The following is a 12,619-nucleotide window of genomic DNA, read 5'->3' on the forward strand; positions in this document are numbered from 1 at the left end:
CCCTACGGAGATTTGCATGACCTGGACCACTCTCAAATCCGCTCTCGCCGGCGAAGGCTATGTCGCATCAGATGATCTGGCGGTTGCCTTACAACTGGCGTTGTCACTTGGCCGCCCTCTTTTGCTGGAAGGTGCTGCTGGTGTCGGCAAAACCGAGATCGCCCGCACACTGGCGCAGGTGCAGGACACGCGCCTGATCCGGCTCCAATGCTATGAAGGGTTGGACGCAGCACAGGCCATTTATGAGTGGAACTATCAACGCCAACTGTTGACCATCCGCGCCGCGGCAGAGGGGGGAGAAACGGGCAAAGCCGTTGAGGATCGCATCTTTTCACGCGATTTCCTGCTGGAACGGCCTTTGTTGGCCGCGATCACACAGGAAAAACCTCCCGTTCTCTTGATTGACGAAATCGATAGAGCGGATGAGGAATTCGAAGCCTATCTGCTGGAAATCCTGTCAGACTTTCAGGTCTCGATCCCGGAGCTTGGCACAATCGCGGCCGTCACGCGTCCCATTGTGATCCTCACTTCAAACGGGACGCGCGACCTTTCAGACGCCTTGCGCCGTCGGTGTCTGTACACTTACGTCGAATACCCGGACCGTGCTACTGAGCTTGCCATTCTCAAGGCACGCTGCCCCGAAGTTGAGGCGCGGCTTGCCGATCAGATCGTGGGCTTTGTCCAAAAGTTGCGCGAAGAAGAATTGGAAAAGACACCCGGCGTTGCTGAAATGTTGGACTTTGCCGCAGCGCTCATGGGGCTGGGAATTGCAGATCTGACCCAGGATCCTGCTGTTCTTCAGTCAACCCTCACAACTCTTTTGAAGACCCAGAGCGATCAGGCCCAGATTACCGTTGAGGTCGCAAGCCGCATCGCGGGTAAGGCGGCATGAGCCGTATTACGAAATTTGCAGGCCGTGATCCGGGGCCGGCGGCGCGGGTCGTCGGATTCATTTCGCACCTGCGCGAAAACGGGCTGCGGCTTGGGGTTGCCGAAGCAGAGCTTGCAATGGCTGCATTGTCCGAAGTGGATGCGATCCGCCCCGAGGACAGCCGCCGCGCGTTGCGCGCGGTTTGCACCGGCTGCAAAGAAGAATCCGAGCGGTTTGATGATCTGTTTGACGGCTACTGGATGGATATGGGCCGCGTGAAGCAGAAAGTGGTGCCCAGCCAGACCTCAACCATTAACGACGATGTGCATTCCTCGCGCGATGCCAGTGGCGAAGACGCAGGAGCCTCGGGCAGTGCGACCGCTCCGGACGGAGAAGACGGCGAAGCCGACAGCGACGGCACGGGCAAGCTGATCGCCACTGAACAGCGCAACCTAGCACGCAAAGACCTGCGCGATCTTGTGCGCCCCGAAGAAATTGCGCAGGCCGAAGATGTCGCCCGCCGTATCGGCGCCGCCCTACGCGATAAACGCTCGCGCCGCAGGATCGCTGCGCGCAAAGGCGACAAGCTGCATTTCCACAAAACCATCCGGCGGAGCCTGTCGAGCGGTGGAGAACCCTTGCGCCTTTTGCGCAAGAAGCGCCCGGACCGGACGCGCAAAATCGTCGCCATTTGTGATGTCTCGGGGTCGATGTCCGTCTACAGCCGCGTGTTTCTCGCCTTTCTTGCGGGGCTTATGCGGGCAGACACTGCTGGAGATGCTTATCTTTTCCATACGCGGCTCGTGCGCATCACCGAAGCCTTGCGTGACAAAGATGCGATGCGTGCAATTGGCCGCATGTCACTGATGGCAGACGGGTTTGGCGGGGGATCAAAAATCGGGCCGTCACTGATGCGGTTTGCGGACACATATGCCAAGCGGTTCGTTGATGGGCGCAGTGTCGTACTGATCCTGTCAGACGGCTATGATACGGAACCGCCAGAAGTGATTGCCGCAGCCCTGGAAAAGCTCAAGAAACGGGGCTGCAAGGTCGTCTGGCTTAACCCGCTGAAAGGCTGGACAGATTATGCGCCCGTTGCCGAAGGCATGGCGGCGGCCCTGCCCTATCTGGACGCCTTCAAAGCAGCCAACACACTTGGTGATCTCGCAGCGCTTGAGCGGGACCTGGCAACGATATGACACCTGCAGAAATCCTATCCACCGATCTGGCTGAAGCCGCGCAGGAACTGCGCGAGATGGATCAACCTTTTGCCTTTGCCACCATTGTGCGCACGGCAGGGTCGACAGCCGCCAAACCGGGGGCCAAGGCGCTTTTGAGTGCTGATGGCACCATCGTGCAGGGTTGGCTGGGTGGTGGCTGCACGCGAGGCGCTGTCAAACGCGCCGCCCTCAAAGCCCTGCAAGACGGCACGCCGCAGCTTGTGTCGGTCGCGCCCGAAGACCTTCTTGCCGAGAAAGGCGTGAGTGCAGGCGATGAGATCGATGGCACGCGCTTTGCCCGCAACGGCTGCCCCTCGCGCGGGACCGTTGATATCTTCATTGAACCCTGTTTGCCTTCGCCACAGCTGGTCGTCATGGGTGCGTCCCCGGTGGCACAAGCGCTTGGAGTGTTGGCCCCACAGTTTCACTGGTCGGTGGCAACAGGGCTGGACCACGTAAAACCGCATCAGCAGTGTTACGTGGTCATTGCCACACAAGGCCAAGGTGATCTGGAGGCCTTGAAGTCCGCCTTTGCGGCAGCGCCGGATTACATCGCTTTTGTGGGCAGCCGCAAAAAGTACACTGTACTGGCCGAAAAGCTTGTCGCCGCTGGCATTGCGCAATCGGGAATTGATCAGGTTCAGGCACCTGCCGGCCTTGATCTTGGGGCAGTCACGCCAGAAGAAATCGCTCTCTCGATCCTCGCGCAATTGGTGCAAGAGCGCCGGTCCGCGCTGAAGCAGAACGATGCATGACGCCACAGCAATGATATTGGCCGCGGGTCTGTCGCGCCGGATGGGAGAGCGCAACAAGCTGCTTTTGCCCATCAATGGTGTGCCGATGATCCGACATATGGTGGATGTCTACAGCGCCGTGACACAAACGCCGGTTCTGGTCGTCACCGGGCATCAGGCGGACGCTGTGAAGGCGTGCCTTGAGGGATGCGATGTTCAGATCGTCTACAATCCTGAATTTGAGACAGGCCAGCAGACCTCGGTCGTTTGTGGATTGCGGGCCGCCGAGGGCAGCGCGCCGATGCTGATTGGTCTGGGGGATCAACCGTCTTTGACAGCTGACGACCTTGAGGCATTGCTGGGAGCACATAACGCGACCGACCCTGCACGCATTTCAATCCCGGTGCGCGAGGGGCGCAGAGGCAATCCGATCGTCGTGCCTGCCGCCCTGCGCAACCGTTTACTGGAAGATCCAAGATCGCCCGGCTGCAAGACCTTCACGCGTGCCCATCCCGAGCACGTGCAATTTCATCCGCTGCAGTCACCGGGCTACTACGCAGATGTCGATACGCCCGAAGCCTACAACGCCCTCGCCGCACATCAGCTGAAGGAAGTGACATGAAAACCCTCAGAAAGATCGCCACCCGTTTACGCCGGAAATTGGCGCTAACCCCGGAACAGGCCGAACATCTGGCCACAGTCAAATTCCCTTGTTGCTAAGAAGGACATACCCATGGAACTCGCAGACGAAATTGTTATCAACGCCCCCAAAGAACGGGTTTATCTGGCGCTCAACAACCCGGACATCCTGCAACAGTGCATTCCGGGGTGCGAAGAGTTGATCAAACACTCTGACAGCGAATTGGAAGCCAAGGTTGTCCTTAAGGTTGGCCCGGTCAAAGCCAAATTCAGCGGTAACGTGCAACTGGACACCTCAGTTGCTCCGGATGGGTTCTCGTTGACTGGGCAAGGCAATGGCGGTGCTGCGGGGCACGCAAAAGGCGGGGCGGATGTGACGCTGACCGCAGATGGCCCTGACACCACGATTTTGCGGTACGAAGCCAAGGCTGAAATTGGCGGCAAGCTGGCCCAATTGGGCAGCCGCCTCATTCAAGGCACTGCAAAAAAGCTGGCGGCAAAATTCTTCAAATCTTTCGCGGAAGTCGTGAATGAAGACGTCGCAGCCTAGCAGCCTCACTTACGTCGAACATGCCTCTGAAATCACTGCGAAAGCCGCAGGGTTTGTCGCCGAAGACCACCCATTTGCGCTGATCACGTCGCTTGCGATTGAAGGCGGTGCGGCGCGCGAGGTCGGCTCGCTCGCTCTGGTGGATGAAACCGGTGAGATGACCGGCTATTTGTCGAACGGCTGTATAGACCGGGATATCCAGCTTCACGCCCAGGACGCACTGCGATCTGGGGCAAAGAAGCTGATCCGGTACGGTGATGGCTCGCGCTATGTCGATCTGAAACTGCCCTGCGGCGGCGCGTTGACCGTGTTGATCGATCCAGCACCAGACAAGGACGCGCTCGTGCGTGCGGCGGCTGACTTTGCGGCACGTAAGGTGGTCACGTTGACGTTCCACGGGCCCGACGATGAAGAACCAGTGTCGCGAGACTTTACCTACTCCCCGCGCCACCGGTTGGTGCTGGCGGGCCGAGGAGCGATCTTTCGATCCATGGCGCAGATCGGCCAAGCGACTGGCTATGAAGTGTTTGCCCTCTCGCCCGACGCCGACGATCTTGCGGCGGTGCGCGCCTGCATCGATACGGACCCGCGCCAATTGAAGAACCCAAATGCAGAAGAACACCTTGATATGCTGGACGAGCATTCAGCATTTTTGACGCTGTTCCATGATCATGATTGGGAACCCGTGTTGCTTAAGGCCGCATTGGACACGCCAGCCCGCTTTATTGGCAGCCTCGGAAGCAGACGCACCCATGAGATGCGCAAGGAAACACTCCGGCAGATGCAGGTTGATGAGACATCACTAAAGCGTCTGCGCGGCCCAATCGGAATGGTGCCGTCGCTACGCGACGCACCTTCAATTTCCGTGTCAGCACTGGCTGAAATAGTGGCCGCATTTCAAGATTGAGGCAGGTCCTTTTTAAGTCGCAAAGCAGTAGTCAACTACTCATGCCTCTTGCGCAGCTTGAATTCACACAACCATCGCGTTGTGGCCCCTGTGCACGCCCGCTAGAGTGGTTTGCAGTGACGGCCAGCAAGGACAATGCGCATGGACACTCTGAACTTCGGCTGGGAAGAGTGGGTTGCCCTGCCCGACCTTGGCCTGCCAGCTCTCAAAGCCAAGATCGATACAGGCGCGCGCACTTCTGCGCTCCACGCAAACAACATCGAAGTGTTTGGCCCCGCCTCCAAACCCAAAGTCCGGTTCAACGTCTTTCCCGTAGCAGGCAAGGATACGGTAGACATCACTTGCAGCGCCCCGATCAAGGACCGCCGCGAAGTGACGTCCTCCAACGGTGAGACAGAATTGCGTTACGTCATCGAGACGCCGCTGGCTGTGGGCGGGCAAGTGTGGCCAATCGAAGTGACCCTCACGGATCGCTCGTCGATGAGCGCGCGGATGCTATTGGGGCGTCAGGCTTTGCAGGATCACATCACCATCACCGCTTCGGAAAAACGGCTACAGCCTGAATTGGGCTATGACGTTTATCATTCGCCTGCCATGCGCAAGACAGCCCCCAAGCGGTCGTTGCGCATTGCCGTGCTCAGCCGCGAGGACAATTATTCGACCCGCCGACTGGTCGAGGTCGGTGAAGCGCGCGGACATACAGTTGAAGTTATCAACACAACCCGTTGTTATATGGCAATTAATGCGATGGCACCCGAAGTTCATTATGATGGCAAGCGTCTGCCCCGCTATGATGCGGTGATCCCACGGATCGGGGCGAGTGTCACCGCCTACGGGACCGCTGTGATCCGACAGTTCGAGACGACGGGAACCTATTGTGTGAATGGATCCGCCGGGATCACAGCCAGCCGGGACAAGCTGCACGCCCACCAGATCCTCGCTGGCAAAAAGATCGGGATGCCGACAACGGCCTTTGCCGCCTCGCCCCATGACACCGCGAATATTCTGGGTCTTGTGGGCTCCGCCCCAGTCATCGTGAAACTGCTGGAAAGCACGCAAGGCAAGGGCGTGGTGCTGGCCGAGACAAAGAAGGCGGCGGAGTCTGTGATCGATGCGTTTCGTGGATTGCGCGCCAACTTTCTTGTTCAGGATTTCGTGAAGGAAGCCGCCGGTGAGGACATCCGTTGCTTAGTGGTGGATGGCAAAGTCGTCGCCTCGATGAAGCGCACCGGTGCCGAGGGTGATTTCCGGTCCAACCTGCACCGTGGTGGATCGGCGAAGTCGGTGCGCATCACCAAAGCCGAGCGCGAAACAGCGGTCCGCGCCGCTCGGGCATTTGGGTTGGGCACATCCGGCGTGGATTTGCTGCGCTCAGAGGCTGGGCCGAAAGTGCTGGAGGTCAACTCCTCCCCCGGCTTTGAAGGGATCGAGAAGGCGACAGGCAAGGACATTGTAGGGCTTGTCTACGACATGGTCGAGGCGCGCGTGCGTCCGCAGGCGGTGCGCCGCAGAAAGTGATCAGGCACGCCGACTGCTCGGCCTGTCCTTGCCCTTTTGAATGGCTGCAGCCAATGTGAGGCATGGATCAAACCAACGTCGATTTCGAAGTTTTGTCACTGGGGATTGTGGTGTGCATCATCGCTTTTTCTCTGCTGTCGAAAGCCATCTCAAGAACCATTCTCACCTTACCAATCCTGTTTGTTGGTCTTGGGTTATTATGTGCACCTGTAATCCCAGCATTGGGGAGCCAAGAAGACCTGCTTGGCACAGCCCGTCTGGTCGCTGAAATTACACTGGTGCTGGTTCTTTTCACCGATGCGAGCTCTGTTCGGTTCGCGCAATTGCGATCGACCTTCACCATACCACTGCGCATGCTGGTCCTTGGAATGCCTGCAACTATTGCACTGGGCACGGTGGTTGTAGGGTTTATCAATCCGGAAACCGGTGTGGCTATGGCGTTACTGACGGCAGCCCTACTGACACCCACCGATGCCGCTTTGGGACAAACGGTCGTGTCAAGCCCCGAGGTACCTCGCCATCTTAGCCAGTCGATCAACGTCGAAAGCGGCCTGAACGATGGCCTCGCCCTACCCTTCGTCTTGTTCGGTGCCATCCTTGCCTCAGAAAGCGCCGCGGGTACGGATGGGTTGATGATGATGGCCATCACCCAAGTTGTTCTTGGGCCGCTCGTTGGCATCGCCGTGGGTTGGAGTACGGCGCGCGCACTTGATTACGCGCAGCAACGCGACTGGATCGTGGAAAGCGCGCAAGCCATCGTGTTTCTAGGGACGGCTTTTGTCAGCTATCTTGGCTCTGAACTTGTTGGCGGAAACGGCTTTATTGCAGCTTTTGTGGCGGGCGCCGTCGTTGGTAATGTCTATCGCCACGACCTACACTTTATCACCGAATTCATGGAAGGAACCGGTCAGTTATTGACCATGGCTGCATTCCTGATTTTTGGCGCACTTATGTTGCCGGATGCTTTGGGGCATATAAATTGGCCCACAGTTGCGGTTGCGGTGGCTTTTCTGACCTTTGTGCGGATGCTGCCCATATTCCTGTCGCTTGCCGGCACAGGCCTTGCAGTTCGCGACAAGTTGTTTCTGGGCTGGTTCGGACCGCGTGGGCTTGCCTCAATCCTTTTCACTTTGATCATGATGGAAGAGTTCGACCTGCCCCATGCAGAAGAGTTGCTAGCCTGCGTTTCGCTGACGGTCGGCTTGTCTGTTTTGCTCCATGGGGTGAGCGCAACGCCGCTGGCCCGTTACATCGGTTCATTCGGGCAAAACCCGCAATCCGAACCCTAGGGGAACACTGCCCATTTCGTGGAACGTGCAAACCGCGTCGTGCGATTATCAGCTGCGAGTGAGGATGCTCCTGCAACGCTGTAAAGCAACGTAGACAATCGCCCAGCGTAACCCATCAAAAAAATGTAGCTATGGCTTGATTGTGTAAGCTCTTCCTGACATTTTAGGTGTAAGCGGATCACAGTTCGATCCCGCAGTGCGCATGTCTGACCGTCGCCAACTCTTGCCATTCGGCAATGGCGACGTAGCTTATTACATGCGCCGCCTTTCATCGGTGGAGCACACCCGGTCGAAAGGATGGACCATGGCGAAAGTGATTACTCGGTATTTTGACGATTTGGACGAACTCAAATCAGTCACCACAGAGCTCGTCAAAGACAAGAAGTTGCCACGGCACATCGTGCGCGCATATGACGACGCAGACGGTCTTGTCGAAGCCCTCACCGCCAAAGGTGTCGTTCCCGGAACAGCTCAAGCTTACCAAGAACGCATGGCCAAAGGTGGAGCAGTTTTGATGGTGCTCGCGGACTACACACCACTTGGAGTCGCGCGCATCACCCGCGAGACGCTGGCTGAGTCCGGCGCTGCGGCCCTTGACGGCTTCCCCGAAGAAGCAGTCATTCCTTTCAAGCCCGGTGCAACAAGCAGCGTGCTCTCAGGTGGTCCGCTGATGCTGTCACGCAGGCTGGATCAGGAAAGCTCGAATTACTTTATGGCTGACCGGCCCGTTCCGCATCTGACTGAAAAAATGCCGACTCCGGATCCGGTGATCCCTCCTCATGGGCGCATGGCAAGCTGGCCGATTGGATTGTTGCTGCAAGGCAGCATCCGCTTTGGCCGGTTTCCGTTCGATCTGTTGGTCCCAGGCCACAAATTTATGGCCAAGTTCCCGTTCGGGCACATCATACCGGGGCACAAATTCATGGCCAAGTTCCCCTTCGCCCACATCGTGCCGGGCCACAAGTTCATGGCCAAGTTCCCCTTTGGCCACATCGTACCGGGTCACAAATTCCAAGCGAACTTCCCGATCGGGCATCTGGTGCCAGGACACCGTCGTATGGCAAATTGGCCTTTCCCGCTGTTGATGAACGGCAAGCGGCCTTCGGTCCCGATGCCAGGTGGCAGCTCAAAATTCTGGGCAAAAAAACCCATCGACCATTTGGTGCCAGGCCACAAATTCCAGGCGAAATTTCCCTTCGCCCACATCGTGCCGGGGCACAAGTTCATGGCGAAGTTCCCGTTTGGCCACATCGTGCCTGGCCACAAATTCATGGCCAAATTCCCGTTCGCTCATATCGTACCGGGACACAAATACATGGCAAAGTTCCCGTTCGGTCATACCGTGCCGGGGCACAAATATATGGCGAACTGGATTTTCCCGCATACCGAAGCAAAAGGTGCCTAAAAACCAATGTGACTTGGGCACCGAAGGACTGGCGCCCAAGTCCGCAATTGAGTGAGCGTTCTCTTTATTGTTTGCACTGTTGTCACCATCGGCGCGGCTTTGCGCCACGTGCGGGTGCGCGGCCCCTTTACCGTCCCTGCCCCAAACCCTATATAAACGGTCAGGAACAGTGCGAGGCCCGTCATGAACCAATCCAACGATCGTCTTGAAGGGACCCCGCTTATTGCGCCGTCTTCTACGGATCACCCGTTGCATGAGGCAATCGTCGAGGCGTGCCGGTCTGTTTATGACCCCGAGATTCCGGTCAATATCTATGAACTGGGCCTAATATACACCATTGAAATCAATGACCAAAATGAGGTGCACATCGTGATGTCCCTCACGGCCCCCGGCTGCCCTGTGGCGGGTGAGATGCCGGGCTGGGTGGCTGATGCAGTTGAACCATTGCCCGGTGTCAAACAGGTCGACGTTGATCTGACGTGGGAGCCGCCCTGGGGCATGGAGATGATGTCTGATGAGGCGCGCCTTGAGCTCGGTTTTATGTAGGTCTTTGCAAAGGCTCTACTGAACCAGCATCAAACTGTCGTTTCGGGCAACAAATACCGTCACTGGCGCGAGCCAAAATGGCGGACTTAATAGTAGTCCCCGAAGGAGCCTTTGATGCGCTGCATTGCTGTTTGTCTGCTACTCGCAACCCTTCCAACAATCCTTTCGGCGAATGGTCCTGTAATCGATTATGGCCCCCGCCCGGCGTACCTGATCGACAAACTGCCGGACGGGGCGTTGAAATCCAAACTGCAAAGCTGCGCGGGTCAGACCCCAGCCAAATCTGATTTCTCGATCAGTCACCGCGGCGCGCCCCTGCTGTTTCCCGAACACACCGTCGAATCCAATGTCGCCGCGGCGCGGATGGGTGCGGGCATTCTGGAATGTGATGTCACCTTTACCAAGGATCTGGAACTGGTCTGCCGTCACGCCCAAAACGATCTGCACACCACCACCGACATTCTTGTCAGCGATCTGGCTGGCACCTGTATGACGCCCTTTACTCCTGCTGATGGCGACACGCCTGCCGCTGCGGAGTGCCGCACATCCGATCTGACGTTGGCCGAGTTTCAAACCCTGACGCCCAAGATGGACAGCGCAGACAAAACGGCCACAACGGCGGAGGCGTATCAGGGCGGTGTCGCAGACTGGCGAACAAACCTGTACTCCGATGATGCGCACCTGATGACCCATACAGAGTCCATCGCCCTGTTCAAAAACCTTGGTGCCAAGTTTACACCTGAGTTGAAATCACCAGCGGTAAAAATGCCGTTCAACGGGTTTTCTCAGGCAGATTTTGCGCAAAAGTTGATCGACGAATACAAGGCTGCGGGCATCCCCGCCTCAGACGTCTGGGCGCAGTCATTTAACCTTGAAGACGTCCTCTACTGGATTGGAAATGAACCAGAGTTTGGCGAACAAGCCGTGTACCTCGTCGATCATTACCGCATCGGCGGGTTTGACCCGCAAAATTCCGACAGTTGGCCTTTGCCATTGGCCAGCTACGCTCAACAGGGTGTGCAATTCATCGCCCCGCCCCTGTGGATTCTGTTGACCACCGAGAACGGCCAGATGGTGCCGTCTGAATGGGCCAAACACGCCCGTGCTGCCGGTCTGAACATCATCACATGGACACTTGAGCGTTCTGGACCTTTGGCCTCTGGCGGAGGCTGGTACTTCCAGACCGTTTCGGATGTCATCACCCATGACGGCGCCGTTTTTGAAGTGCTGGATGTACTGGCACAGGATGTCGGTGTGGTTGGAGTCTTTTCCGATTGGCCGGCGACGACCACCTATTACGCCAACTGCATGGGGCTGTAACCCACACCTAGTCGCTCGGGTCACCCACAGCGCCATGTACAGGCCCGCAAAGAGCCGCCGTACCTCCGCGGCCCGTTTATTCAGTTACAGCCTGCGCAAGATCCACATAACCACGCGTCGCCGACGTAGTTTGCGTTTGCGCAAATGCTCTGCCTCTTTCATTTTTGCAAATGCCGCCTGCTCTTGCGCATAGATACTGTTCAATTCCAGAGGCTTATATGGGTGCAGCATGGGTTCTCCTTTCGTGTTGCCCTTAAGGTGTCACAGCAGAACGGCCATTGTCAGACCCTACGTTCGCACTTAGACTTTCAAATATGCAAATCACTGATTGGACAGACTTTGGATTGTTCGCCGCCGTTGCCCGATCCGGGTCACTGGCGGGGGCTGCACGTGAAACGGGCCTCAGCCAGGCGACCCTGTCGCGCCGCATGACTGCGCTTGAACAGCGCACAGGCCGACGGTTGTTTGCGCATGGATCGGCTGGGTACACCCCAACAGCCGAAGGACGCGCGCTGCTTGAGCGGGCCAAGAAAATGGAGGCCGCCGCACGCGACATTGCCCATTGGTCCGCTGCTCAATCCGGCCCACCCCACGTTCGCATATCAGCGGGCACCTGGACGTCCGAGCGGTTGGCGCACCCTGACCGACTATTGGTCAGCAAACGCGGCGTGGACCCCCGAGTTTGTCAGCTGCAACCGCGACATGGATATTGAGCGACGCGAGGTCGACATAGGCGTGCGCAACCGCCGCCCCACCCATCCGTGGCTTGCTGGTCGGCGCACCGGGACTGTGGAACATGCCGCCTTTGCCTTATCGGATGACATCACCGGCTGGATTGGGCCCAGTGATGACACCTCTACCTTGCCATCAGAGGCATGGACCATCACTCACCATGGCCCCGATATCGTCGCCGTTTCGAACGAACCCACAATCCGTCTCGCTTTGGCCCGCAGCGGCATTGGTCGCGTTGTTTTACCCACGTTTGCAGCGGCTTGCGTGCCGAAATTGATCCAAGTGTCACCGATAATTAAGGCGTTAACAGCCGAAGAATGGCTGGTGTGCCATCAGGACACGCGCCACGACCCGGCGATCCGCGCCGCGTTGGATGCGCTGGCCATTGGGCTGCGCGCACCCGCATAGGGGCGGGCCCATCACAGGCATCACGTGGCATCAGGGTCGCACCCCTTGCGTGACTTGGGTGAAGACCCTACTTTAAAACCAACTTAGCAACAGGCAGAGCCCATGTTCTCGATCCCCGGCAAACAGGCCGTCAGCATCACCGATCGCGCCGCTGCGCACATCTCCAAACTGATGGAGAAAGAGGGCCATTCCGGCCTGCGTATTGGTGTGAAAAAGGGTGGGTGCGCAGGCATGGAATACACCATGGAGTACGTGGACACGCCTGATCCAAACGACGAAGTGGTCGAACAGGACGGCGCCAAGGTTCTGATCGCCCCCATGGCGCAGATGTTCCTGTTTGGCACCGAAATCGACTATGAAACTTCGCTGCTGGAATCCGGGTTCAAGTTCAACAATCCTAATGTCTCTGACGCGTGCGGTTGCGGCGAATCCATCAGTTTCAAAGATGTCGAGGAACTGAGCGCCGAACGCAGCGCCTGA

15 protein-coding genes are annotated in these 12,619 nt (G+C 57.7%); 14 read left to right on the top strand and 1 reads right to left on the bottom strand.

Annotated elements, in window-relative coordinates:
• The first annotated feature begins 16 nt into the window (after positions 1–16).
• The 11 genes from ABJD00_RS10475 to ABJD00_RS10525 all read left to right on the top strand — a co-directional run bounded on the left by ABJD00_RS10475 (position 17) and on the right by ABJD00_RS10525 (position 10,999).
• Positions 17–892, top strand: coding sequence for an AAA family ATPase (locus ABJD00_RS10475; RefSeq protein WP_413834615.1), 876 nt, complete (start codon positions 17–19; stop codon positions 890–892).
• Positions 889–2,070 carry a vWA domain-containing protein gene (locus ABJD00_RS10480; RefSeq protein ID WP_413834617.1) on the top strand — a complete coding sequence of 394 codons (1,182 nt, stop codon included), beginning with the start codon at positions 889–891 and terminating at the stop codon, positions 2,068–2,070. Before ABJD00_RS10475 ends, ABJD00_RS10480 begins: the two co-directional genes overlap by 4 nt.
• A complete protein-coding gene (locus tag ABJD00_RS10485) occupies positions 2,067–2,846 on the top strand; it encodes an XdhC family protein (protein ID WP_413834620.1) in 780 nt (259 codons plus the stop codon). The genes ABJD00_RS10480 and ABJD00_RS10485 overlap by 4 nt, the downstream gene beginning before the upstream one ends.
• Positions 2,839–3,447, top strand: coding sequence for a nucleotidyltransferase family protein (locus ABJD00_RS10490; protein WP_413834623.1), 609 nt, complete (start codon positions 2,839–2,841; stop codon positions 3,445–3,447). The genes ABJD00_RS10485 and ABJD00_RS10490 overlap by 8 nt, the downstream gene beginning before the upstream one ends.
• A gap of 111 nt (positions 3,448–3,558) precedes the next feature.
• Positions 3,559–4,014 (top strand): CoxG family protein, encoded by a 456-nt coding sequence (locus ABJD00_RS10495; RefSeq protein ID WP_413834626.1) that lies wholly within the window; start codon positions 3,559–3,561, stop codon positions 4,012–4,014.
• Entirely contained in the window at positions 3,995–4,921 is a 927-nt protein-coding gene (locus ABJD00_RS10500; protein WP_413834629.1) for an XdhC family protein, read from the top strand. Before ABJD00_RS10495 ends, ABJD00_RS10500 begins: the two co-directional genes overlap by 20 nt.
• Before the next feature lie 141 nt (positions 4,922–5,062).
• Positions 5,063–6,439, top strand: a complete 1,377-nt coding sequence (gene rimK, locus ABJD00_RS10505; protein WP_413834631.1) for a 30S ribosomal protein S6--L-glutamate ligase — start codon at positions 5,063–5,065, stop codon at positions 6,437–6,439.
• 62 nt (positions 6,440–6,501) lie between these two features.
• Positions 6,502–7,728 (top strand): cation:proton antiporter, encoded by a 1,227-nt coding sequence (locus tag ABJD00_RS10510; protein WP_413834634.1) that lies wholly within the window; start codon positions 6,502–6,504, stop codon positions 7,726–7,728.
• Positions 7,729–7,930: 202 nt separating this feature from the next.
• Complete coding sequence (locus ABJD00_RS10515; protein ID WP_413854507.1) at positions 7,931–9,133, top strand: hypothetical protein; 1,203 nt, start codon at positions 7,931–7,933, stop codon at positions 9,131–9,133.
• Between the two features lie 183 nt (positions 9,134–9,316).
• A complete protein-coding gene (locus tag ABJD00_RS10520; RefSeq protein ID WP_413834639.1) occupies positions 9,317–9,679 on the top strand; it encodes an SUF system Fe-S cluster assembly protein in 363 nt (120 codons plus the stop codon).
• Positions 9,680–9,793: 114 nt separating this feature from the next.
• On the top strand, positions 9,794–10,999 hold the full coding sequence (locus ABJD00_RS10525) for a glycerophosphodiester phosphodiesterase family protein (RefSeq protein WP_413834642.1): 1,206 nt from the start codon (positions 9,794–9,796) through the stop codon (positions 10,997–10,999).
• Positions 11,000–11,083: 84 nt separating this feature from the next.
• Here the strand turns inward: ABJD00_RS10525 and ABJD00_RS10530 are convergent, their stop codons facing one another.
• Positions 11,084–11,230, bottom strand: coding sequence for a hypothetical protein (locus ABJD00_RS10530; protein WP_413834644.1), 147 nt, complete (start codon positions 11,228–11,230; stop codon positions 11,084–11,086).
• 83 nt (positions 11,231–11,313) lie between these two features.
• Between ABJD00_RS10530 and ABJD00_RS10535 the strand changes: the two genes are divergently transcribed.
• The 3 genes from ABJD00_RS10535 (at position 11,314) to ABJD00_RS10545 (ending at position 12,619) form a co-directional block, all read left to right on the top strand.
• A complete protein-coding gene (locus tag ABJD00_RS10535) occupies positions 11,314–11,712 on the top strand; it encodes a LysR family transcriptional regulator (RefSeq protein WP_413834647.1) in 399 nt (132 codons plus the stop codon).
• The gene (locus ABJD00_RS10540; protein ID WP_413834649.1) at positions 11,702–12,139 is read left to right on the top strand and encodes a hypothetical protein; all 438 of its coding nucleotides are present in this window, start codon (positions 11,702–11,704) and stop codon (positions 12,137–12,139) included. The genes ABJD00_RS10535 and ABJD00_RS10540 overlap by 11 nt, the downstream gene beginning before the upstream one ends.
• Positions 12,140–12,241: 102 nt before the next feature.
• A complete protein-coding gene (locus ABJD00_RS10545; protein ID WP_413834651.1) occupies positions 12,242–12,619 on the top strand; it encodes a HesB/IscA family protein in 378 nt (125 codons plus the stop codon).

This window comes from Tateyamaria sp., assembly GCF_039945315.1.
Taxonomy (GTDB): domain Bacteria; phylum Pseudomonadota; class Alphaproteobacteria; order Rhodobacterales; family Rhodobacteraceae; genus Tateyamaria.

Coding starts and splice junctions, on each gene's coding strand:
- ABJD00_RS10515 (WP_413854507.1), top strand. CDS start 7,931: ATGTCTGACCGTCGCCAACTCTTGCCATTCGGCAATGGCGACGTAGCT.
- ABJD00_RS10495 (WP_413834626.1), top strand. CDS start 3,559: ATGGAACTCGCAGACGAAATTGTTATCAACGCCCCCAAAGAACGGGTT.
- ABJD00_RS10520 (WP_413834639.1), top strand. CDS start 9,317: ATGAACCAATCCAACGATCGTCTTGAAGGGACCCCGCTTATTGCGCCG.
- ABJD00_RS10485 (WP_413834620.1), top strand. CDS start 2,067: ATGACACCTGCAGAAATCCTATCCACCGATCTGGCTGAAGCCGCGCAG.
- ABJD00_RS10490 (WP_413834623.1), top strand. CDS start 2,839: ATGCATGACGCCACAGCAATGATATTGGCCGCGGGTCTGTCGCGCCGG.
- ABJD00_RS10530 (WP_413834644.1), bottom strand. CDS start 11,230: ATGCTGCACCCATATAAGCCTCTGGAATTGAACAGTATCTATGCGCAA.
- ABJD00_RS10545 (WP_413834651.1), top strand. CDS start 12,242: ATGTTCTCGATCCCCGGCAAACAGGCCGTCAGCATCACCGATCGCGCC.
- ABJD00_RS10500 (WP_413834629.1), top strand. CDS start 3,995: ATGAAGACGTCGCAGCCTAGCAGCCTCACTTACGTCGAACATGCCTCT.
- rimK (WP_413834631.1), top strand. CDS start 5,063: ATGGACACTCTGAACTTCGGCTGGGAAGAGTGGGTTGCCCTGCCCGAC.
- ABJD00_RS10480 (WP_413834617.1), top strand. CDS start 889: ATGAGCCGTATTACGAAATTTGCAGGCCGTGATCCGGGGCCGGCGGCG.
- ABJD00_RS10475 (WP_413834615.1), top strand. CDS start 17: ATGACCTGGACCACTCTCAAATCCGCTCTCGCCGGCGAAGGCTATGTC.
- ABJD00_RS10535 (WP_413834647.1), top strand. CDS start 11,314: ATGCAAATCACTGATTGGACAGACTTTGGATTGTTCGCCGCCGTTGCC.
- ABJD00_RS10525 (WP_413834642.1), top strand. CDS start 9,794: ATGCGCTGCATTGCTGTTTGTCTGCTACTCGCAACCCTTCCAACAATC.
- ABJD00_RS10540 (WP_413834649.1), top strand. CDS start 11,702: ATGGATATTGAGCGACGCGAGGTCGACATAGGCGTGCGCAACCGCCGC.
- ABJD00_RS10510 (WP_413834634.1), top strand. CDS start 6,502: ATGGATCAAACCAACGTCGATTTCGAAGTTTTGTCACTGGGGATTGTG.